The organism is Silicimonas algicola, from assembly GCF_003148765.1.
Classification (GTDB): Bacteria; Pseudomonadota; Alphaproteobacteria; order Rhodobacterales; family Rhodobacteraceae; genus Silicimonas; species Silicimonas algicola.
In genome coordinates, this window is the sequence record NZ_QGGV01000002.1 from 17,817 (window position 1) to 39,977 (window position 22,161).

Consider the following 22,161-nt stretch of genomic DNA (forward strand, 5'->3'; position numbering starts at 1 on the left):
TCGGCCCCGGTCACGAGGCCGGGGTCGCGGCCTTCATCCGCTCCTTCTTCTTTCGGAAGCGCTCCTTCATGCGCCGTTCGCCTTCCTCGGTCCCGTCGTGCCAGGTGCCGAAAACCGCGTCGAGGGGCACGATGCCGTCGCCATAATTCACCTCGAAGTACTTGTGGTGCAGGTAATGGCCGTAGGCGTGGGTATCCATGCCGCCCGCCCCAAGCTCCACCTTGTCGAAGCCGACATGACCCGGAATTGCGCCGAACCCCGCGCGGTGCAGCGCGAAGAGCAGGATGAAGGGGTGCGAAGGGATCAGGAGGTAATAAAACCCCACGGCGAAATACAGGATGTGCTCGACCGTGTGCATCGACAGCGACGACCACGGCGTCGGGTTGACCGAGTTGTGGTGGACCGAGTGGATCCACCTGTAGAGCACGGGCACATGGATCAGCCGGTGGACGAGGTAGAAGTGTCCCTCGTGTATCACGGGCACCAGGACGGTCAGGACCGCAAGCCAGACCCAGTTGTCGGTCCACGGCAGCCACGGCACCCAGCCGTTCGCGAAGACCCACAGGCAGAGAGCTTGCACCAGCGTCCAGACGGTGACGCCGGACAGGAAGGTGCGCAGAATGCTTTCGGTCACCTGGTTGCCGAACCAGAAGACGTCGCTTTTCTCGTCGGCAGGGAACTTCGGGTTGTATTTGAAGCGGTTGCCTTGAGCGCGCGTGATGTAGAGGCGCAATTCGAAGGCGCCGTAAAACAGGAAGACCGCAGCCGCGTTGACGGCGTACATCGGCAGGATCCAGCGCCAGTCGAGGGTCTCCAACGTCTCGAGCGGGGGCGTCAGGAACAGCCACCAGGCAAGGCCGGATACCGCGAAAGCCAGGTTCCAGGGAAGAAGGTACTCCGGCAGCCAGCGGAGGACCCGCAGCGGCTGCGGCGGCATGGCATAGATCGGCGCCACGCCGGAGAGGGGTTCGTTCGGCTTCCATTCGCCGCGCTTGTTGCGAGTTCCCGAAAGGGTGTCGTCCATCGCTGATCCTCCTGCGCGCCAGAGCGCGGCTGGTTCGGAGTTTTGCCAAGGGCCGGCGCTCCGATCAACGGCAGAGGGAATGGCTTGCCCAGAACATGCCATCCGGGTCATGGTGACAGGGTCGCGATGACATGAAATGACACGAGTGCGCCATTGGCACGACCGACCATTCCCGACCTCGCCCTTGCTTCGGGCGTCTCGGTCTCGACCGTCAACCGGGTTCTCGGGGGATCGGGCAAGGTTCGCAAGGCAACCATGCAACGCGTGCTGGAAGCGGCTGAAGAGATCGGCTTCTATGGCGTGGGCTCGATCCAGAGCCGGATTTCGGCCACCCGCCCGCGGGACCGTTTCATCGTCTTCCTCCAGCAGTCGGGCCGCGCCTTCTATGAGACGATCGGCAGCGAACTGAAGCGCGCCGCGCAGGAGGTCGAGGGCCGCGACGTGTCGCTTTCCGTCCGCTTCATGGAAGACCTCTCGCCCGACAAGGTGGCCGAGACGCTTATCGCGCAAGGCATGGGCGCCGACGCTGTTGCCGTCGTCGCCGCCGACCACCCCCTGATCGCGGATGCCATCGACCGGCTGGCGGCGGAAGGCGTTCCTGTAACGGGTCTCGTGACCCCGCTCAACGCCCGCTGCAACGTGGGCTTCGTCGGTCTCGATGCCTGGAAGGTCGGGCGCACCGCGGGCTGGGCGTTCGACCACATCTGCCGCGATCCTGGCAAGATCGGCATCCTCGTCGGCAGCCACCGTTTCCGGAACCACGACCTGAACGAAAGCGGCTTCCGCTCGTACTTCCGGGAGTACGGCCGGGCGTTCACCTTGCTCGACCCGCTCTCGACCTTCGAGTCGAGCCGCATCGCCCGCGAACTGACCGAGGAGCTGCTGGCCGAACATCCCGACCTCGTCGGGCTCTACGTCTCGGGCGGGGGGATCACCGGCGCCGTCGCGGCGCTCCGCGCTGCGGACATGTCGGGCAAGATCGTCGTGGTGGGCTACGATCTCTTCGAGGCGACGAAGGCCGCACTTCTGGACCAGACGATCACCTTCCTGATCTCGCACCCGTTCCGGCGCATGGCGCACGACACGATCCAGGGCTTGATCCGCTCGAAGGAAGCCGGCGTCGGCGCCCCGGCGCAGCGGGTCATCCTCGACTTCGAAATCTACACGCGCGAAAACATCTAGCCGCCCGGACCGGCGTCGGCTTCCTGCGCGCGCCGATCCTTCACGCGCAGAAGCCGCGCGGCGACCGGGGCACCCGTGATGACGAGAAGGACGCGCAGGATGTGGTGCATCACGACATATCCCAGGTCCGCGCCCGCGATGATCGCCAGCACCGTCATCTCGGCCTGTCCGCCCGGCGCGAAGGCGAGGAAGGCGTCGACCGGCGGCGCGAGGTCCAGGTAGACGACGACCTCGGTAAACGCCGCGGCCAGCATCGCGACGAGAACGACGAAGACGAGGCCCGCGACGACGTGGCGGCGCAACTCGTACCAGGTGACGCCGGTATAGCCGACGCCGATCCCCATGCCGATGAAGAACTGCGCGGCAAGGATCGCCTCGGCGGGCGGGCGAGAATGGATGAGACCCGCGAAGGACAGCGCTGCGGTCATGATCATCGGTCCCAGGATCGACGCGCCGAAGAGCCCGATCCGTTCGCCGCCCTTCCAGCCGATCAGCGCTGCCAGCACCATCAGCACAAGCTCATGCGGCGGCAGCTCGGTGGCAGGGGCGCCGATCGGGTTGTCCATCGTCGCACCGAAGCCCTGCTGAAGGATCAGCGGCGCAAGCGTGATGACGACGAGAACGCGGGTCGCGTGGATCAGGGACAGGGCGCGCACGTCTCCACCCGCTTCCTGCCCGAAAACGACCATGTCCTGAAGCCCGCCCGGCATGGCGGCGTACCATGAGGTCGCCCAGTCGAACTTGTAGACCTTGCGGAAAAACGGCACCCCCACCAACCCGATCATCGCGATATAGAGCGGAACCAGCGCCACCGAGGCCGCCATGGGCGGGATGCGGTGGACCATCTCGGGCGTGAAGGACGATCCGATGGCGACGCCTAGGATGGTGCGCATTCCGACGGACAACTGACCGAAGCCCGCCATCGGGGCGCCCGAGAGGGCCACGAGAAGGCACGCCGTCATCGGCCCGAAGAGGAACGGAAGCGGAAGCGACAGGAGCCAGAAGACCAGCGTTCCGATGACCGCCGAGGCGAGTGTGAGGGATCGTCGCGCAAGGCGGCTGCGAAGCATGGGGACGGCCGTGAACCACTGATTGCATTCTATCGTATCCAATTGTATCCAGCATGGAAAGACGGGAGAGCGGAGTTGCGCGAAAAAGACCGCCAGGGCGACGTGCGGCAGGGGCATGACCTCTATCGCAGGCTTGTCGACGAGATCGTCGGGGGGCGGCTCCGCCCCGGCGACCGGCTGGTCGAGACCGAACTCGCCGCGCGTCTCGGCGCGTCCCGCACTCCGGTCCGCGAAGCCATCCGCCAACTCGAATCCGAAGGCCTCGTCAGCCATGAGCCGCGCCTTGGCGCATCGGTCCGGACGCTGGACTATGGCGAGATCACCGAGCTTTACGAAATGCGCGCCGTTCTGGAAGGGACGGCGGCGCGGTTCGCGGCCCGCGCGGCATCGGACGTCGAGCTGGACGAGTTGCGCGCGATCAACGTTGAGATGCGCGCGGCGAAGAACACCGGGGCGCTCTACCTGTCGAACAAGCAGTTTCATGCGGTCCTGCTGAACGCGGCGCGCAACCGCTTCCTCGTCCGCTCGGTCGAGGCCGTGAACAAGACCCTTCTCATCCTCGGACCTTCCACGATGGAAGAGGGCGGCCGCGCCTCCGAAGCAATGGCCGAGCACGACGGCGTCGTCGAGGCGCTACTTGAACGCGACGGCGAGAAGGCGGAGGCTAGGATGCGCGCGCATATCGAGGCGGCGCATCGCGCCCGGCTGCGGCAGTTGAGGCTGGAGACGGCGGCATGAGCGACCTCGACACGACCTGGGACGTGATCGTCGCGGGCGGCGGCAACGCGGGGCTCTGCGCCGCGATCGAGGCGGCGGAGGCTGGCTGCAAGGTCCTGATCCTGGATGTCGCGCCCGAATTCTATCGCGGCGGCAACTCGCGCCATACCCGCAACTTCCGCTGCATGCACAAGGGGCCCCTGTCGGTCCTGACCGACACCTACGGCGAAGAGGAATACTACAAGGACCTCATCCTCGTCACCAAGGGCAAGACCGACGAGGATCTGGCGCGCATGACCATCGTGATGTCCGAGGGGTGCCTGCCCTGGATGGAAGCGCACGGGGTCCGATTCCAGCCGTCGCTGTCGGGCACGCTGTCGCTGTCGCGCACGAACGCCTTCTTCCTCGGCGGCGGGAAGGCCCTGGTGAACGCCTACTACAACACGGCGGAAGATCTTGGTGTCGCGGTGGCTTACGAGACGGAAGTCATCCACGTCGACGTCGAGGAGGGCCGCTTCACCGGGCTCGAGATCATGCGCGGTGGCGTCCAGCAGCGGCTCGAGGCGAAGGCGCTGGTGCTGGCGTCGGGCGGGTTTCAGGCCAACATCGAATGGCTGGCCGACGCCTGGGGACCGGCGGCGCGCAACTTCCTGATCCGGGGCACGCCCTACAACCGGGGTCGTGTCCTGCGCGACATGCTGGACCAGGGCGCCGACAGCGTGGGCGACCCGACCCAATGCCACGCCGTCGCCATCGACGGCAGGGCGGCGAAGTTCGACGACGGGATCGTCACGCGGCTCGACTGCGTGCCCTTCTCGATCGTCGTCAACAAGAACGGCGAGCGCTTCTACGACGAGGGCGAGGATGTCTGGCCGAAGCGCTACGCCATCTGGGGCCGTCTCGTCGCCGCACAGCCCGAGCAGGTGGGCTTCGCGATCATCGACTCGAAGGCGGTGAGGGACTTCATGCCTTCGGTCTTTCCGCCCGAGACCGCCGACACGTTGGAGGGATTGGCCGACAAGATGGGGATCCCCGCGAATGCGCTGCGCGAGACGGTCGACGCCTTCAACGCCGCCTGCCGACCCGGCGTGTTCAAGGGCGGCGACCTGGACGGCCTGTCGACCGAGGGGCTGACCCCGCCCAAGACCAACTGGGCGCGACCCATCACCGATCCGCCGTTCTATGGCTATTCGCTGCGTCCAGGCGTGACGTTTACCTACCTCGGCCTCAAGGTCGACCGCACCGCACGCGTCTCGGCGGGCGGCGCGCGGCTGGAGAACGTCTGGGCGGCGGGCGAGATCATGGCGGGCTCGATCCTCGGCGAAGGCTATCTCGCCGGCTTCGGCATGACGATCGGCACCGTCTTCGGACGCATCGCGGGCCAGGAGGCCGCAGCCCATGTCGCTTGATATGACCCCGACTGAGCCGCAGGGCGCCATCGCCGAAGCTCGCCGCCAAGCCGAGATCTGCAACGCCTGCCGCTATTGCGAGGGCTTCTGCGACGTCTTTCCGGCCATGTTCCGCGAGCGGGCCTTCTCGGACGGCGACATCACGCAACTCGCCAATCTCTGCCATAACTGCCGGGGCTGCTTCTACTCCTGCCAGTACACGCCCCCGCACGACTTCGCGCTGAACATTCCGGCCGTCCTCGCCGACGTGCGCGCCGAAAGCTGGGAGAGGCACGCCTGGCCGGGCGGCTTCGCCGAGTTGTTCCAGCGCCAGGGCGTCGCCATCGCGGGCGCGCTTGTCGTCGGCATCGCGGCGATCTTCCTCTTCATGCGGGCTGCGGGAGGGGGAGCGGGAGAAGGGTTCTACGCCTTTCTCTCGCACGCCGCGATGGTCGCGATCTTCGCTCCCGCCTTCCTCTTTCCATTCCTTGTCCTGACCTTCGGCATCCGCGGCTATTGGGCCGAGGTCGGCGGTAGCCCAGTCCGCTGGTCGCACTTCGCCGAGGCGGGGCGGCGGACGGCGAACATGACGAACCTTTCGGGCGGGCAGGGGCAGGGCTGCAACTTCGAGAAGGGCGACCGCTACAGCCAGGCGCGGCGGCACGCGCATCAGGCGACGATGTGGGGGTTCCTTCTGTGCTTCGCATCGACCTCTTCGGCCACGGTCCTGCACTATGTCTTCGACATGCCCGCGCCCTACGGCCTTTTCAGTCTGCCGAAGCTCCTGGGCGTGCCAGGCGGGATCCTCCTGACGCTCGGCTCCTTCGGCCTCGTCGCCCTGAAGCTCAAGGCCGACCCCGCGCTTGGCGCCACGGCCCGGTGGGGCGGCGAGATGGCCTTCGTCCTCCTTCTTGGGTTCACCGGCCTCAGCGGTCTCATGCTATACGCCGCCACCGGCACCACTGCCGTGGGCTGGCTTCTGGCGCTTCACCTCGGCGCCGTCCTGACCCTGTTTCTGCTCACGCCCTATTCGAAGATGGCCCACGGGGCCTATCGCTTCGCCGCGCTGGTACGGGACGCACAAGTGCGAAGCTGAGATCGGAATACGAAACGTCGCATTCGTTTTTTTCATCTAAATGCGCCGTAAATTCACTTGATTGCAGGGGGTCGCAAGGGCAGGCTGACCCTACAGGCTCCGTGCGCGGCAAAGTTCGTCGTGCGGTGTCCAAAGAACAAGTGCGATCAGGGAGGATCAACGCATGAAAATCACCGCAGTTGCGGCATTTACCGCCGTCGCTACCGTCTCGGGCGGGCTCGCGGCCAGCGCCCAGTCCTATGAAGGCGCGACGATCGACTACGTCATTCCGTTCTCGGAATCCGGCGGCTCGGCCCAGTGGGCCAACTTCTTCGCACCGCTGATCGGCCAGGCCCTGCCGGGCGCGCCGACGGTGGTCGTCCGCTATCGTCCCGGTGCAGGCTCGACCGAGGGCGCGAACTGGTTCCAGGGTGAGCAGGACAGCAACGACGGTCTGCTGATCTTCGGCGATTCCGGCTCGACGAAGTTCCCCTACCTCCTCGGCGACCCGCGCGTGCGCTATCAGTACCAGGACTGGACGCCCATCCTCGCCTCGGCGACCGGCGGCGTCGTCTATCTTCCGCCCGATCTCGGCGAGCGCTTCGATGGCGACATGGATGACCTGAAGGACGAGATCTATCTCTATGGCAGCCAGGGCGCCACGACGCTCGACCTCGTGCCGCTGCTCGCCTTCAAGATGCTCGGCCTCCAGGTCGATCCGGTCTTCGGTGTCGAGGGACGCGGCGACGGACGCCTGATGTTCGAGCGCGGCGAAGCCAACATCGACTACCAGACCTCGTCCGCCTACATTGCGAACGTCCAGCCGCTGGTCGACGGCGGCCTTGCGGTCCCGATCTTCACATGGGGTGCGCTGGATGAAACCGGCACCATCGTCCGCGATCCGACCTTCCCCGACATGCCGACCTTCAAGGAGGTCTGCGAGGCGACCGAAGGCTGCGAGACGAGCGGCACCGCCTGGGATGCGTGGAAGGCCTTCTTCGTCGCGGGCTTCGCGAACCAGAAGACGATCTTCCTGCCACAGTCGGCCCCGCAAGAGGTCGTCGACACCTATATCGCCGCACTGAACGACGTGGTGTCCGCCGAGGGCTTCCAGGCCAAGGCCGAGGAAGTGCTGGGTGCCTATCCGCAGCTCGTCGGACCCGCCGCCGTGGAAGCGACCGAGCAGGCGACCAACATCTCGGACGAGGCGAAGCAGTACGTTCTCGACTGGCTGAAGGAGGACTACGGCGTCACCATGGAGTGACCCCGTAGCCGCAAGTGATCCGTTCCGCCCGGACCGCAATCCGGGCGGGACCACATCCGTCTGAACGTCGGAGGCCGCCGTGGATTTCAGTGTCGCCATGGGCGAATTGGTCGAGGCCTTCGTCCTCATTTTCCAGCCCGTACAACTCGCCTACCTCTTCGGAGGCGTTCTTCTCGGCCTCTCGATCGGCGTTCTGCCGGGCCTTGGCGGCATCGCCGGCCTCGCGCTGGTTCTGCCCTTCATGTACGGCATGGACCCGGTAGCCGGCCTTGCTCTGATGGTCGGCCTGATCGCCGTCATACCGACGTCTGACACCTTCTCGTCCGTGCTTCTCGGCATCCCCGGATCCTCGGCCAGCCAGGCGACCGTGCTCGACGGCTTTCCGCTGGCGAAACAGGGCCACGCCGCGCGCGCCCTGTCCGCCGCCTTTGCCTCGTCGCTCTTCGGTGGGCTTTTCGGCGCGGTGATCCTCAGCTTCTTCATCCTTATCGCGCGCCCCCTGATCCTGGCCTTCGGCCTGCCCGAGATGCTGATGATCACCATCCTCGGCATGTCGATGGTCGCGATCCTTGCCGGGCGGGTTCCGCTCAAGGGCGTGGTCGCTGCGGGCACCGGCATCATGGCCGGCACCATCGGCGCGGCGCCCGCGGGCGGAAGCCTGAGGATGTCGACCTATGACTTCCCCTACATCGTCGACGGTCTTCAACTCGTCATCGTGGGCCTCGGAATCTACGCTGTCCCCGAGATCGTGTCGCTTCTCCGCCAAGACCGCCCGATCGCCGAGGGCGGAACCCTGGGCGACGGCTGGGTGCAGGGCGTGAAGGATTGGTGGGACAACAAGTGGCTGTCGGTGCGCTGCGCCGTCATCGGGGTCCTCGTCGGGGTCATCCCGGGCCTCGGCGGATCGGTCGTCGACTGGATCGCCTACGGCTCGGCGGTGCAGACGGCCAAGGACCGTTCGATGTTCGGGCAGGGCGACATCCGGGGCGTGATCGCGCCGGAAAGCTCGAACAACGCGAAGGAGGGCGGTGGCCTCGTGCCGACGCTGATCTTCGGCATTCCGGGCTCGGGCTCGATGGCGATCTTCCTCGGAGGCCTCGCCCTTCTGAACCTGTCGCCGGGCCCGCAGATGGTGCGGAACAACCTCGACATCACCTATACCATCGTCTGGTCGCTGGCGCTGGCCAACGTCTTCGGCGCCGGCCTCTGCATCTTGCTTTCGAAATACATCGCGAAGCTGACGACGATCCGCTTCACGATCCTCGCCCCCTACCTTTTCATGATGATCGCCTTCGCGGCGTTCCAGTCGCGGCAGTCGCCGCTGGATCTCGCGGCGCTCATCCTGATCGGCATCATCGGCATCCTTCTGCGCCGCTTCGACTTTTCGCGGCCGGCCTTCCTGATCGGCTTCGTTCTCAGCCAGCAGTCCGAGATCTTCGTCAACCAGGCGTTCCAGATCGCGGGCGCGCGCTTCCGGCGGTCGTTCGAGAACGGGCTCGACTATATCCTGTCGCCGATCACCATCGTTCTTCTGATCCTGACGGTCGTGTCCATCGTCGTCGGCATCAAGGCCTCGAAGAACATCCGCGAGAACATCGATGCGCCCACGGGCAGCAAGATGGCTCCTGCGATCTTCCTCGGCGTCGTGACGGTCTACCTTCTGATTTCCGTCATCGACGCCTTCGGCGTGTCGAGACTTCAGGACAAGGTGTTCCCGCTGACCGTGGGCCTCGTCACGCTGGCGGGTGCGGTACTTCTGCTGATCCGCATGTGGCGGACGCCCGAGACCGACGACGTCTTCATCGACCTCGAGGAAGGCGCCGAGGGCGAGGCGCCGCATGGGCTCTGGTCGACGCTCGCCTGGTTCGGCCTGCTTCTGGGACTGACCTTCCTCTTCGGCCTCATCATTGCGCAGATCGGCTTCATGATGGGCTTTTTCCTCACTCGGGGGAGGTTCGGCCTGACGCGGGCCGCCGTCGCCACGGCCATCGGCATCGCCTTCATCATGGGTCTCGCCTCGATCCTCGGGCGCGACTTCCCGCCGGGTCTTTTGCAGGCCTATGTCGATCTTCCCTGGCCCCTTCACTGAGACGTCCATGACCCAGACCGCCATACCCTATCACTTCCTGCGGGGCGGCACCTCGCGCGGGCCCTACATCCGGCGCGAGGATCTGCCCGAGGACCGCGACACGCTGTCCGAGGTGCTGATGGCCGTCGTGGGCGCGGGGCATCCGCTGAACATCGACGGCATCGGCGGCGGCAACGCGGTGACGACGAAAGTCGCGATGCTGTCGCTGTCCGAACGCGACGATTGCGACGTCGACTATTTCTTCGCCCAGGTCGCCGTCGAGAAGCGCGAGGTCGACTACAAGCCGACCTGCGGCAACATCCTTGTGGGCGTCGGTCCAGCTGCCATCGAGATGGGTCTCGTTGCCGCAAGGGAGGGCGAAACCACCGTGCGCATCCATGCGGTCAACACCGGCGCGGTGGTCGAGGCCATCGTGCAGACCCCGGGTGGCCGCGTGTCCTATGACGGCGACGTCGAGATCGCCGGCGTTCCGGGCTCCGCGGCTCCGGTGCGACTTCAATTCATGGAGACGGTCGGCTCGGTCACCGGATCGCTTCTGCCCACGGGCAACCTGCGCGACACCATCGACGGGGTCGAGGTCACCTGCATGGACGTGGCCATGCCGATCATGATCGCGCGGTCCGAGGACATGGGGCTGACAGGATACGAGACACAGAAGGACCTCGACGAGAACAAGGCCTTTTTCGCGCGTGCCGAGGCGATGCGCCTCAAGGCGGGTGAGTTGATGGGGCTTGGGGACGTCGCAAAATCCGTGACGCCCAAGATCGCCGTCCTGTCCCGTCCGCGCAACGGCGGCACCGTCTCGGCGCGTTACTTCATGCCCTGGACCTGCCACCCCTCGATGGCCGTGACGGGAGCCCAGTGCCTTGCCGCCTGCGCCATCCTGCCCGGAACTGTGGCCGACGGCCTGACCGAAGGTGTCGAAGGGGCGGGATCTCCGCTGACGGTCGGCGTCGAGCATCCGGCGGGTGTCTTCGAGGTCGTCGTGGACTTCGCGCGGAACGAGGGCGGGATCGACGTGCGTTCGGCCGGTGTCGTGCGGACGGCGCGGCTTCTGGCGCGTGGCGAGGTCCTTGTTCCTGCATCCGTCTGGGGTGGCTTCCGCCGACGAAACGGTTGATGTATACCGAGGTATACAAACGGAGGATTCCCTATGACCGGACTGTCCCCTCTCGACCGCGCCGCCGAAGCCCTGACCGAGGCCCAGCGCGAGATCGCCTCGACCATCTCGTCCTATCCCACCCCCATCTCGGGGTGCGACGCGCAGTTCAATCACCTTCTCGACTGTCGCCGACGGCTGGAACGCGCGCGCCGCGAACTGGCGCAGCCGGAATTCGTCCCGACCTCGCGCAATCCCGGCTGAGGCCTCAGGACATCAGATGACCACGCACGTCTACGAGCACCTCGCCCAAGCCTTCGTCGCCGAGGAGGTGGCGACATGCTTTGCGCTTCTGGGCGACGCGAACATGAACTGGGCGACGGCGCTGGCCGCGCGCGGCGTGGGCATGGTCTATGTCCGGCACGAGCATTGTGCCGTTGCTGCCGCCACCGCCTATGCCCGGAAGTCCGGGAAAGTGGGCGTCGCCACCGTGACCTGCGGACCGGGGCTGACGCAGGTGATGACGGCGCTTCCGGCGGCTGTTCGCGCGGGCATCCCCCTCGTCATCTTCGCGGGCGAGGCTCCTCTCAGGGCGGCGTGGTACAACCAGGACATCGACCAGGCCCCCTTCGTCCGCGCGACAGGTGCGTCCTATCACGCGCTGCACCACGTTCCCCGCATGGCCGAGGCGGTCCGCGATGCCTTCGTCGAGGCGAAGGAGATGCGCCGACCCGTGGTCCTTGGCGTGCCGTTCGACCTTCAGGCCAGGATGCTCGATACGGCGCCCGACCTTCCGCAGCCGTCGAAGGACGTCCTGCCGAGGCCCTCAGCCATTCCCCCTAACCCGGAGGATCTCCGGAACGCCGCCGAGCTGATTGGAAAAGCGAGAAAAATCGTCGTCATGGGCGGTCTCGGCGCCATTGCCTCGAACGCGGGAGACGCCGCCAAAGCCCTGGCCGGAAAGACCGGAGCCCTGCTGGCCACGACGCTGCCCGCGCGCGGGCTCTTCCACGGCGACGCTTTCTCGGTCGGGATCGCCGGCGGGTTCTCGACCACGCTCGCCCGCGCACTTTTCGCCGAAGCCGACCTGGTCGTCGCGCTCGGCTGCCGTCTGACGCAGCACAACCTCGACAAGGGCAAGCTTTTCCCCAGGGCGCGCATCCTTCAGGTCGACATCGAACCGCGCAGCATGTCGCAGGGCCGGGTGGCCGCCGACCATCACCTTCGCGCCGACGCGCGCCTCGCCGCCGAGGCGCTGGCGCAGACGGTTCCTGCCTCGAAAGGCTGGCGCTCCGACCGCCTGGCGCAGGCCATCGCCGAGGCCCCCTCCGACACGATGGAGTTCGCGACCGACCCCGGCCTGCACGACCCGCGCGACGTGGTCGCGGCCCTCGACGCGGCGCTTCCGGCCGACTGGCAGATGGTCAATTCCTCTGGGCATTGTTCCTTCTTCTTCGCCCACATGGACCGGCCGCACGAGACCTTCCTGACGATCCGCGAGTTCGGCGCCATCGGCAACGGCATCTCCTATGCCATGGGCGTCGCAGCCGCGCGGCCCGGCGATACCGTCGTGCTGTTCGACGGCGACGGCTCCCTCCTGATGCATGTGCAGGAGCTCGAGACGATCCGGCGGCACGGCATGAACGTCCTCATCTGCGCCCTGAACGATGGCGCCTACGGATCCGAGATCCACAAACTGCGCGACGAAGGGCTGCCGGACGACGGCGCGGTCTTCGGGCGCACCGACCTTGCCGCCATCGCGCGCGGCTTCGGGGTGGGCGGCGAGCGGGTCACGGACCTGTCCGAGCTGCCGCGCCTCGTCGAGAAGTTCGCGAGGACGGGCGGAGCGGCGGTCTGGGACTTCCCGGTGTCCGACAAGGTCGTATCGCCCGTGATCCAGCGGGCGCATCCCAAGGGCCACAAGGGCATCGCCCGGCCCGTCAGCCTGGAGGGTCTGCTGTGAAGGTCCATATCCTCGACGACTGGTACGACCACATCCGCACGCTGCCGGCCTTCCGCCTGCTCGACGGACACGATGTCAAGGTCTGGACCGACCGCGCGCCGGACGAGGACGCGCTGGCCGAGCGCCTGTCCGATGCCGAGGCCGTCGTCCTGTTCCGGGATCGGACGGCCATCACTCCGACCCTCGCCGCAAAGCTGAGCGGTCCGCGCCTGATCGCCATGCGCGGCCAGCACAGCCACGTCGACGTCGAGGCATTGTCGAAGGCCGGTATCCTCTTCGCCTCGAACATGGCGAAGGACGGGCCGTCGGTCTCGACCGCCGAACTGACTTTCGCGCTGATCCTCTCGGGCCTGCGCTACCTGCCCGAGCAGATCGCCTCGGCGCGCGCGGGTGCGTGGCAGGCGGATGCGCCGCTTGGCCGGACGGTGAAGGGCAAGCGCCTTGGCGTCTACGGCTACGGCGCGATCGGCAAGGCCGTCGCGGACTATGCACGGGCCTTCGGGATGGAGGTCGTGTTCTGGGCCTCCGACGCCGGACGGGCGACGGCCGCGCTGGACGGTGCGCCGGTCGCGGCCACCCGCGAGGCGTTCTTCGCCGATGTCGACGCGGTGACGATCCACAAGCGCCTCCTGCCCGCGACGAAGGGCGAGATCGCGCAGGCCGACCTGATGGCGATGAAGCCCGACGCCGTTCTCGTGAACACCTCACGCGCGGGTCTGATCGCACCGGGCGCGCTTCTCGCGGCACTCGATGCGGGCCGACCGGGCCGGGCGATGCTCGACGTCTTCGACGCCGAGCCGGTGACCGACCCAGACGATCCGCTTCTGTCGCATCCCCGCGTCGTGCCCACGCCTCACGTGGGCTTCGTCACGGCCGAGGAACTCGACCGCCAATTCTCCGACATCTTCGCCATCGTGAACGCCTTCGCAAAAGGCGAGGCGACCCATGCGATCAATCCGGATGTCCTGGCGTCCGGCCGATCCTGATCTCGGGAGGGGTGCCGAAATTCCGCTCGAACTCCTCTTCGATCCGCCTGAGCGTCTCAACGGCCACGTCCGACAGGGGCACGCCCCGGCGCGAGACGACGCCGAGCGTGCGCGACAACTTCACGTCCTTGAAGGGCAACGCCACAAGGCTGTCGGGCGCCATTCTGAGGGCCGAGCGTGGCTGGATCGTCGCGGCCGCCCCTTCGGCCGCGATGCGCAGCGCGACCGGCGCGGTCTGGACCTCGATCCGCCAGCTCATGTGGTCGCGGAGCTGTCCGAACGCCATGTCGAGAAGCTGCCGGTTCCGCGAATGCGACGACAGCCCCACGATCGGCAGGGCACGCAGGTCCGGCAGGGTGACATAGCCCTGTTCCGCCAGCGGATGATCGAGCGGCAGGAACAGGACATAGTCCTCCTCGGCCAGCGCGCGGACGCGGAGGTCGGACTGTTCGGCCGACACGATGGTGACGCCGAACTCGACCTTCCCCTCGCGGACCGCGGCGGCGATCCGCGAGACGGGAATGTCGAGCACCTCGAAGGCGATCTCGGGCCGTTCGCGCACGAGGTCCGCCAGCACGGCGGGCAGAAGCGAGTTGGCGATGGATGGCAGGCAGGCGAAGGACATCCACCTCGCACTCCGGCGCGCACCGGCGCGGACCGAGGCGTAGGCGTCCAGAAGCTCCTTCAGGAGCCGCCGCGCGTCCGGCAAGAGGCTTTGCCCAAGGGCAGTCAGAGAAACTTCGCGGCTGGAACGGATAAGGAGAGGCCCGCCAAGGTCTTCCTCGATCTTCTTCAGGCGGTGGCTGAGTGCGGCCTGCGACAGCGACAGGGCCTCGGCGGCGCGCTGGAACGAGCCGAAGTCGGCGATGGCCACGAAGGCCTCGAGCCCGAGATAGTCGACACGCATCCGTCCCGCTCCGCTGTCCGCCCGCGAAGGCTAACGACCCCCGCCCGGTCCGCAAGGGCCAGTGTTCCCAGGACCAAGGAGACCCTTCGATGACCGCACCCGCCAACCGGCCCACGGGCGTGACCTTCATCGGCTTCGGCGAAGCCGCGACCGCCTTCCTGTCGGGCTGGGGAGGAGAGCGGCCGCAGGATGTCCGTGCCTACGACGTCAAGACGGACAACGACACCACCCGCGAAGCGATGGCCGACCGCTATGCCGAGCATTCGGTCGCCGGGGTCGTCTCACCCGGCGCGGCGCTCGACGGGGCGAGCGTGGTGTTCTGCGTCGTGACGGCCGATCAGGCGCTGGCGGCGGCCGAGGCGGCGGCGCCTTCGCTTCAGCCCGGAACGCTCTGGTTCGATTGCAATTCCTGCGCGCCGGGCACCAAGCGCCGGGCGGCGGAAGTGATCCAGGCGGCGGGCGGGCGCTATGTCGATGTCGCGGTGATGGCGCCGGTCTATCCCAAGCGGCACCACGTCCCGCTCCTCATTGCCGGTCCCCATGCCGAGGCCGGGGAAGCGGTGCTTCTGGCGCTCGACATGAAGCCCAGGATCGCGGGCGACGACGTGGGGCGGGCCTCGTCGATCAAGATGCTGCGCTCGGTGATGATCAAGGGGATGGAAGCGCTGGTCGCCGAGTGCTTCCTCTCGGCACGTCGCGCGGGGGTGGATGCGGAGGTCATCGCCTCGCTCGAGGCGTCCGACCCCGACATCGCCTGGCGAGAGCGGGGAGCCTACAACCTCGAGCGCATGATGGTCCACGGCATCCGTCGCGCAGCGGAACTGCGCGAGGTGGCGCGCACGGTTGAGGAACTGGGCCTCGGCGGCGCTATGGCGGCGGCCACGGCGGAGTGGGAGCAGCGCATCGGTGAGTTGCGCGCCGATCCGGGCGAGGACGAGCTGTCGGCTCGGTCGGACCTCCTTCTGGCCCGCCTCTGATCCTCCGCGACAGGAAATGAGACGAAATGTGCCGCCCGTCTCACGGCCCATTGCCTGACGGCCGCCGTCCCTCCTAGAGGAAGCGCAGACAAGGGAGGACGCAATGACCGTTCGCATCGCCGTCATCGGGGCCGGGATCATGGGCGCGGATCATGCGCGCATCGTGGCCGAGGATCTGCCGGGCGCCTGCCTTCAGGTGGTTTGCGACATGGACGGGGCGCGGGCGCGGGGTGTGGCCGAGACCTTGGGCGCGGTGGACACGGCGACCGATCCCGGGGCGGTGATCGCTCGCGACGACGTGGACGCCGTGATCGTGGCGAGTCCCGACGCGACCCATGCCGATCTCTCGATCTCCTGCATTCGGGCGGGCAAGCCGGTGATGTGCGAAAAGCCGCTTTCGGCCTCGTCGGATGACTGCCTGCGGGTGATGGAGGCCGAGCAGGCCTCTGGCACGCGGCTTGTGCAGGTCGGCTTCATGCGGCGCTTCGACCAGAGCTACGTCGAGATGAAGGCGGCGCTGGACGAAGGCATCCTCGGCCGTGCCTTGATGATGCACAACTTTCACCGCAACGTGGCGACGCCGAATGCGGATTTCACCGGCGCCATGGCGATCACCAATTCCGCGCCGCATGAGTTCGACGTGGCGCGCCATGTGCTCGGGGCCGAATACGCCTCGATCTGGGCCGCGCAGCCCACGCGCTCGGACGACAGGGTGGCGCCCGTGGTCATGGTTTTGCGGACGACCGGCGGGCAACTCGTGAATATCGAGATCAACAACAATGCCGCCTACGGCTACGACGTGCGGGGAGAGCTGGTGGGCGAGGCTGGCAGCGTCTCGATGGCGCCGGTCCTGCACTCGCGGCTGGACAGCGCCCTGTCCAACAGCAGCCGCTATGACGCCGACTGGCGCGGACGCTATGCCGAGGCCTATCGCCGTCAGAACCGTGCCTTCCTGCGCTTCGTCGAGACGGGGCGGTTCCCCGACATCGCCGCGTCTGCCTGGGATGGCTATGCTGCGGCCCTCGTGGCCGAGACGGGCGTGAAGGCCCTTGCCACCGGCAACACCGAACCGGTCCGAATGATCGACCGCCCCGCTTTCTACGCCTGACCCGGGAGCTCCGATGACCCAGCCCTTCCAGCTTGCCGCCTGCGCCGAGATGCTGTGGCGTGACCGCCCGATCGACTGGCGGGCGTCGCGCCTGACCGAGATGGGTTTCGGCGTCGGTCTCTGGAACTGGCCGGACCACGACCTTGCCGCACTGGAGAGGACCGGCGCCACCTTCACCATCATGAACGGCTATCTTGAAGGGCGGCTCGCCGACGACGAGGGCGCGGACCTCCTCCTTGCCTCGGCGCGCGAGACGGCGAAGGTCGGCCGGCGGCTCGGCGTTCACCGCCTGAACCTGCACGGCACGGGCCTGGGCGACGGCGGCATCCCGATCCGCCAGCACGAGGTCGAGACGGGGCCGATGTGGCTGAAGGCGCGGGACACGCTGAACCGGATCGCCGATCTTGGCGACGAGATGGGCGTCACCTTCACGCTCGAGAACCTGAACCTTCTCGACCATCCGGGCTGCCCATTCGGATCGACCGCCGCTGTTCTGGCGCTCGTCTCGGCCGTCGACCGCCCCTCGCTGCGGATCAACCTCGATCTCTACCATACGCAGATCGGCGAGGGCGACCTTATCCGCTGGTGCGAGAAGTGCCTGCCGTGGATCGGCGAGGTTCAGGTGGCCGACAATCCGGGCCGTTGCGAGCCGGGGACGGGCGAGATCAACTACGCCGCCGTCGCGCGGGCTCTGGCCGACATGGGCTATCGCGGGCCAGTGGGGATGGAGGCCTTCGCTAAAGGTGACGACGAGGCCGCGCTCGAGGCGTTCCGCGCGGCCTTCACACTCTAGCGGATGGTGTAGCCGCCGTCGGTGACCAGGTTCTCGCCGGTCACGATGCCCGCGTCCTCTGAGCAGAGATACATCGCCGCCGCCGCGATCTCGCGCGGTTTGGCGAAGCGGCCAACGGGGATCTCGGCCTTGGCGCGCTCGCCCTTCTCGCCAGCCCATCCGACCAGCGCCATCGGCGTCTCGACCACCGTGGGCGAGATGGCGTTCACGGTGATGCCGTGGCGTGCCCATTCCAGCGCCAGTACCTTCGTCAGCCCGATCAGTCCCGCCTTGCTGGAGCCATAGGCGGCGTGCTCGGCGATGGCGACCATGCCCGCTTGCGAAGCGATGTTGACGATCCGGCCCCGTCCCGACGCCTTGAGGTACGGCAATCCGGCGACGGAAACGAGCCAGGGCGCGCGCAGGTTGATGAGGTGGGTCAGGTCCCAGTCGCGGATCGACTGTTCCTCGGCGGGGGCGACGATCCCGAGGCCTGCGTTGTTGATGAGGCAATCGATGCCCATGGCCTCGCCGATCTCGGCCACAACGGCGTCGATGGCCTCGGGCTTGGTCAGGTCCAGCGTCCAGGCTCGATGCTCGCCGGGCAGGCTGGCGGCGAGGTCCGAGGCGTCTTCCTTGTCGACGAGCGCGAGGCGCGCGCCGGCTTCGGCGAAGGCCTTGGCCATCGCGTGGCCGATGCCGCCCGCGGCGCCGGTGAGAAGGACGGAGCGTCCGGTGAAGTCGGCCATCGCGCGTCCCTCAGATGTCGAAGTTGGTGGGGAGGACGACCACGTCGCGGATCGTGACGTTACGGTTCCGCGTCAGCATGAAGACAACCGCCTCGGCAACCTCCGACGGTTCGATCAGGCTGCCGCTTTCCTTCGCTTTCCGCAGGTTCTCCTCGGGCCAGTCGGCGAGAAGTGCGCTGATGACGGGACCGGGCGAGACGGAACCGACGCGGATGCCCTTCTTGTTCAACTGCCGCCGCATGGTCTGGACGAAGCAGGTCATGGCCCACTTCGAAGCGGAATAGACCGGCTCCCACGGCACGGGGAAATGGCCGGCGACGGACGAGGTGATGACGATGTCACCCGAGCCTCGCTCTATCATGTGGGGGATGACGTTGTGGACGTTCTTCATCACCGCGTTGACGTTGAGGTTCAGCATCCGGTCGATGGCGGCGGGATCCTCGACCTCGGTCAGGTCGCCGCCGATGTAGGTGCCGGCGTTGGCGTGCAGGATGTCGAGGCGGCCGGCGGTGTCGAGGACGCCCGACAGAAGGGTGTTGCAGCTTTCGGGATCGAGGAGGTCGATCCGAAGCGCCTTCGCGTTCGGCCCAAGGCGGTCGCAGATCCTCTCCATCGCCGCCTCGTCGCGGTCGACCAGCACCACGGTCGCTCCCTCGGCCAGAAGCGCCTCGGCGGTCGCGAGCCCGATGCCCGAGGCACCGCCGGTGATCGCGGCGACCTTGCCTGTCAGTTTCTCAGCCATATCCGTAGTCTCCCTCGGAAATCAGTGGGTCAGGTAGCCGCCGTCGGCCACGAGGACCGAACCGGTGACGTAGCTCGACGCGGGCGAACAGAGGAAGAGGGCGCAGTTCGCCATCTCCTCGGGCTGGCCGAAGCGGCGCATGGGCGTGTTCTCGGTCCAGACCTTGTTCCAGGCCTCGTTCGCGATGCCGCCCGCCGTCATGTCGCTGACGACATAACCGGGGGCAAGCGCGTTCACGCGGATGCCGCGCGCGGCGTATTCGAAGGCCATGACCTTCGTCATCTGGTGAACGGCGGCCTTGGAAGCGTTGTAGGCGACCTGAAGCTGGGGCTGGTTCGCGACCTCGGCCGAGATCGAGCCGATGTTCAGGATCGCGCCGCCACCCTGCGTCAGCATCTGCTTCACCGCGGCGCGGGCGATGCGGAACGGGGCGATGAAGTTGGTGTCGGTGATCGCGGCCAGGCGGTCGTCGCCGAAGTCGTGGAAGTCGCCGTTGTCCGCAATGCCCGCGTTGTTCACGAGGATGTCGATGCGGCCGAAGCGGTCGAGTGTCTCCTCCACGATCCGGTCCGGGGTCGCCGGGTCGGTCACGTCGCCCTGGCTCCAGCCATAGGCGTCCGAGGCGCAAAGCTCGTCCACGAAGGCGTTGCGGGTGCGGCCATTGACCATCACCTGCGCCCCCGCCTTGCCGAAGAGGCGCGAGATGGCGAGGCCGATGCCCCGGTTGCCGCCGGTGACGAGGGCCACCTTTCCGTCGAGGCGAAACTGGTCGAGTGACATGGGCGTCCTTCCGTTCAGGGTGTGCAGGCGGCGTGATAGGCCGCGAGGGTTTCTGTAACGCGCCGCACCAGCACCTCCTCGGGATCGAGGGGGCGTCCGGCGAGGTCGGCGGCGGCGGGCATGTGTTGCCAGAGGAGTGGGAGGGGGACGTCCCGGCCCTTCAGGGCAGCGACCAGACGGTCGACGGCGTGTTTGGCTGCGTCGTGCGTCCAGTAGTAGCGGATGCGGTCCGAGAGCGAGTAGTGGCGCATCACGAAGTCGGTCGCGGCGTCGCCCGAGGCGTGGCTGCTCCAGTAGCCGGGCGAGGCCCGCATCAGCCGCTCCATCTCGCGCATCAGGGGCCGATCGCCGTAGTCCGGCACCAGGTCCGAGGCGATGAGGTCGAGCGCGTAGAGCGCCTCGCGCAGGACGAAGGTCAGTTCGGGACCGACCTTGAGGATCGCGAAGCCATCGTGGACGAGCGCCGAGAGAGGGGTCTCGCCCTGGTAGTCGGTCGAATGCGCCTCGAAGACCAGTGCGGGTTCGTCGTCAAGGACGCGAACCAGATCGCGCGCCTTTTCAGGGGCGTAGGGGATGACGTTGTGGTTGCCGAACTCGACCCCCGGCTGCACGACGAGGCCGATGACGCGGCCGAAGGCGTCCGACAGTCCCGCCTCGGCGAAGGCCCGGCGGTGGACGGCGACCGTCTCGCGGGCCGCGACAGGATCGGTCGGCGGGATGGAGTCCAGAGCGTGGTCGGCGCCGCCCGGCGGGGGAACCTCGGTGCCGATGATGTAGCGGGGGTGGATGCCCGTCCCCTGACCGACCCGTTCGGCGACCCCTGCCAACCGCACGGCGCGGCGCGCCGTGATCGCGTCGTCGAGCGCCGGAGGCTCGCCCGCGCAGCCCATGGAGGCGTCGAGGTGGATCTTGCGGAAGCCCGCCGCGACGAAGGCCGCGACCATTGCTTCGGCTTCTTCCATCGCCTCCTCGGCGGGTCTGTCGCGCCAGGGATTGGGGCCGAGGTGGTCGCCGCCAAGGATGATCGCGTCAGGCGTGCAGCCTTCCTCATCCGCGATACTATGGACGAGGGCGGCGAAGTCGGCGGGCGTCATGCCGGTGTAGCCGCCCCGGTGGTTCACCTGGTTGCAGGTCGCCTCGATCAGGACGGTGCTGCCGGTCGCCGCGCCGTGTCTGAGCGCGGCTCGCAGGACGACAGGATGCGCCGAGCAGACCGAGGTGAGCCCGCGCGGCGTGCCGCCGCGGCGGAGCTTGGCCAGATCGTCCAGCGCAAGTCGGGTCATCCGCGCCTCGCCGTGTTGCGGATGAAGGCGTCAAGCTCGGCGCGGGTTCCCGCGCCCTCCATCGGGCCGCGGACGGTCACGTTGCGCGCGCCCGCGGCGCAGCCATAGGTCAGTGCCTCCTCCACCGTCATCCCCAGACGGCGGCAGGCGACGTAGGCTCCGCCGAAGCAGTCGCCTGCGCCCGTGGGGTCCAGTTCCTTTACAGCGAAGGCGGGCGCGTCGGTTCGGGTGCCATCGGGCTGGAAGCAGGTCGCGCCCTCAGCGCCGCGCTTGAGCACGATCTCCTTCGCGCCGCGCTCGAAAAGACGCGCCACGGCGGCGGCTTCGCCCTCGACACCGGCGGCGCGCTCCAGCTCCTCGCCGGAGGGAAGAAGCAGGTCGGCCTGACCGACGAGCCGGTCGAAGCGCGTCTCGGTCTCGGTGTCGTACTTCAGTTCCTTGCGCAGGTTCGGGTCGAGTGACAGCGTTCCGCCGCGCAGGCGCACGGACACCAAGGCCTTCTCGATCACCGGCCAGGCGCCGGGCATCGAAAGGGCCGAGCCCATGACGTGCAGGTGGCCTGCGCGTCCTGCCACCGCCGCGACGGCTTCGGTCCAGCCAAAGCGGGCGGCGGCGGAGGTCGCGATGTTGTAGACGAAGTCGCGCGAGGCGTCGGCGCGGTAGCGAACGAAGGCGCTGCCCGTGGGCCAGTCCGGGTCGACGGCGACGCCCGAGACGTCGACGCCGTCGCGCCTCAGCCGGTCGAGGTTCGCCCGGCCGAAGTCGTCGTCGCCGACCGCACCTATCATCGCCGCCGCCCCGCCGATCCGGCCGCACTGGTCGATGAAGATGGCGGGAGCGCCCGAGGGGTAGGGGCCGACGAGCGGTTGTGCCTCGGTGAAGCCGTCGCCGACCGTGGTGGCGACGATCTCGACGAGGATCTCGCCCACGCAGATCGTGGGGCCCAGATCGTCGGGGGCCAGGGCAGGTCGCGTCACCTCAGCGCC

21 protein-coding genes are annotated in these 22,161 nt (G+C 67.5%); 13 read left to right on the plus strand and 8 right to left on the minus strand.

The genetic code is table 11. The annotated features are described in order from the left end of the window. Positions 1-10 precede the first annotated feature (10 nt). Positions 11-1,024 (minus strand): sterol desaturase family protein, encoded by a 1,014-nt coding sequence (locus C8D95_RS04540; RefSeq protein ID WP_109757994.1) that lies wholly within the window; start codon positions 1,022-1,024, stop codon positions 11-13. A 153-nt stretch (positions 1,025-1,177) separates the two neighbouring features. On the opposite strand from C8D95_RS04540, the gene C8D95_RS04545 reads away from it, so the two are divergent. After that, on the plus strand, positions 1,178-2,206 hold the full coding sequence (locus C8D95_RS04545; RefSeq protein ID WP_109757995.1) for a LacI family DNA-binding transcriptional regulator: 1,029 nt from the start codon (positions 1,178-1,180) through the stop codon (positions 2,204-2,206). Here C8D95_RS04545 and C8D95_RS04550 read toward each other — a convergent pair. After that, positions 2,203-3,276, minus strand: coding sequence for an AbrB family transcriptional regulator (locus C8D95_RS04550; RefSeq protein ID WP_109757996.1), 1,074 nt, complete (start codon positions 3,274-3,276; stop codon positions 2,203-2,205). The genes C8D95_RS04545 and C8D95_RS04550 overlap by 4 nt on opposite strands. A 75-nt stretch (positions 3,277-3,351) precedes the next feature. On the opposite strand from C8D95_RS04550, the gene C8D95_RS04555 reads away from it, so the two are divergent. From C8D95_RS04555 to C8D95_RS04595, 9 genes are all read left to right on the plus strand, one after another. Further along, a complete protein-coding gene (locus C8D95_RS04555; protein WP_206508316.1) occupies positions 3,352-4,014 on the plus strand; it encodes a GntR family transcriptional regulator in 663 nt (220 codons plus the stop codon). Next, positions 4,011-5,402, plus strand: a complete 1,392-nt coding sequence (gene tcuA / locus C8D95_RS04560; RefSeq protein WP_109757997.1) for an FAD-dependent tricarballylate dehydrogenase TcuA — start codon at positions 4,011-4,013, stop codon at positions 5,400-5,402. Before C8D95_RS04555 ends, tcuA begins: the two co-directional genes overlap by 4 nt. Further along, positions 5,392-6,477, plus strand: a complete 1,086-nt coding sequence (gene tcuB, locus C8D95_RS04565) for a tricarballylate utilization 4Fe-4S protein TcuB (RefSeq protein WP_109757998.1) — start codon at positions 5,392-5,394, stop codon at positions 6,475-6,477. Before tcuA ends, tcuB begins: the two co-directional genes overlap by 11 nt. A gap of 163 nt (positions 6,478-6,640) precedes the next feature. Then, positions 6,641-7,720 carry a type 2 periplasmic-binding domain-containing protein gene (locus C8D95_RS04570; RefSeq protein WP_109757999.1) on the plus strand — a complete coding sequence of 360 codons (1,080 nt, stop codon included), beginning with the start codon at positions 6,641-6,643 and terminating at the stop codon, positions 7,718-7,720. Between the two features lie 97 nt (positions 7,721-7,817). Continuing rightward, positions 7,818-9,809: a tripartite tricarboxylate transporter permease gene (locus C8D95_RS04575; RefSeq protein ID WP_420902672.1), complete on the plus strand. Its 1,992-nt coding sequence runs from the start codon at positions 7,818-7,820 to the stop codon at positions 9,807-9,809. A gap of 7 nt (positions 9,810-9,816) precedes the next feature. Next, on the plus strand, positions 9,817-10,929 hold the full coding sequence (locus C8D95_RS04580; protein ID WP_109758001.1) for a 4-oxalomesaconate tautomerase: 1,113 nt from the start codon (positions 9,817-9,819) through the stop codon (positions 10,927-10,929). Positions 10,930-10,962: 33 nt separating this feature from the next. After that, the gene (locus C8D95_RS04585) at positions 10,963-11,172 is read left to right on the plus strand and encodes a hypothetical protein (protein ID WP_109758002.1); all 210 of its coding nucleotides are present in this window, start codon (positions 10,963-10,965) and stop codon (positions 11,170-11,172) included. 16 nt (positions 11,173-11,188) lie between these two features. Beyond that, positions 11,189-12,871: a thiamine pyrophosphate-binding protein gene (locus tag C8D95_RS04590; RefSeq protein WP_109758003.1), complete on the plus strand. Its 1,683-nt coding sequence runs from the start codon at positions 11,189-11,191 to the stop codon at positions 12,869-12,871. Beyond that, positions 12,868-13,857 (plus strand): NAD(P)-dependent oxidoreductase, encoded by a 990-nt coding sequence (locus tag C8D95_RS04595; protein ID WP_109758004.1) that lies wholly within the window; start codon positions 12,868-12,870, stop codon positions 13,855-13,857. Before C8D95_RS04590 ends, C8D95_RS04595 begins: the two co-directional genes overlap by 4 nt. Here C8D95_RS04595 and C8D95_RS04600 read toward each other — a convergent pair. Beyond that, positions 13,823-14,764 (minus strand): LysR family transcriptional regulator, encoded by a 942-nt coding sequence (locus tag C8D95_RS04600; protein WP_109758005.1) that lies wholly within the window; start codon positions 14,762-14,764, stop codon positions 13,823-13,825. The genes C8D95_RS04595 and C8D95_RS04600 overlap by 35 nt on opposite strands. Before the next feature lie 89 nt (positions 14,765-14,853). On the opposite strand from C8D95_RS04600, the gene C8D95_RS04605 reads away from it, so the two are divergent. The 3 genes from C8D95_RS04605 to C8D95_RS04615 all read left to right on the plus strand — a co-directional run bounded on the left by C8D95_RS04605 (position 14,854) and on the right by C8D95_RS04615 (position 17,642). Next, a complete protein-coding gene (locus C8D95_RS04605) occupies positions 14,854-15,741 on the plus strand; it encodes an NAD(P)-dependent oxidoreductase (protein ID WP_109758006.1) in 888 nt (295 codons plus the stop codon). Between the two features lie 103 nt (positions 15,742-15,844). Beyond that, positions 15,845-16,849, plus strand: coding sequence for a Gfo/Idh/MocA family oxidoreductase (locus C8D95_RS04610; protein WP_109758007.1), 1,005 nt, complete (start codon positions 15,845-15,847; stop codon positions 16,847-16,849). Between the two features lie 13 nt (positions 16,850-16,862). Beyond that, positions 16,863-17,642 carry a TIM barrel protein gene (locus C8D95_RS04615; protein ID WP_109758008.1) on the plus strand — a complete coding sequence of 260 codons (780 nt, stop codon included), beginning with the start codon at positions 16,863-16,865 and terminating at the stop codon, positions 17,640-17,642. Here the strand turns inward: C8D95_RS04615 and C8D95_RS04620 are convergent. From C8D95_RS04620 to C8D95_RS04640, 5 genes are read right to left on the minus strand one after another with little or no spacing between them, the layout of a single operon-like run. Continuing rightward, complete coding sequence (locus C8D95_RS04620; RefSeq protein ID WP_109758009.1) at positions 17,639-18,370, minus strand: GolD/DthD family dehydrogenase; 732 nt, start codon at positions 18,368-18,370, stop codon at positions 17,639-17,641. The two genes, C8D95_RS04615 and C8D95_RS04620, sit on opposite strands and share 4 nt — an antisense overlap. Positions 18,371-18,380: 10 nt before the next feature. Continuing rightward, entirely contained in the window at positions 18,381-19,112 is a 732-nt protein-coding gene (locus C8D95_RS04625) for an SDR family oxidoreductase (RefSeq protein ID WP_109758010.1), read from the minus strand. 21 nt (positions 19,113-19,133) lie between these two features. Beyond that, positions 19,134-19,892: an SDR family NAD(P)-dependent oxidoreductase gene (locus C8D95_RS04630; protein ID WP_109758011.1), complete on the minus strand. Its 759-nt coding sequence runs from the start codon at positions 19,890-19,892 to the stop codon at positions 19,134-19,136. 14 nt (positions 19,893-19,906) lie between these two features. Then, the gene (locus C8D95_RS04635) at positions 19,907-21,175 is read right to left on the minus strand and encodes a D-tagatose-bisphosphate aldolase, class II, non-catalytic subunit (protein ID WP_109758012.1); all 1,269 of its coding nucleotides are present in this window, start codon (positions 21,173-21,175) and stop codon (positions 19,907-19,909) included. After that, positions 21,172-22,152, minus strand: coding sequence for a tagatose kinase (locus tag C8D95_RS04640; RefSeq protein WP_206508314.1), 981 nt, complete (start codon positions 22,150-22,152; stop codon positions 21,172-21,174). The genes C8D95_RS04635 and C8D95_RS04640 overlap by 4 nt, the downstream gene beginning before the upstream one ends. Positions 22,153-22,161 lie beyond the last annotated feature (9 nt).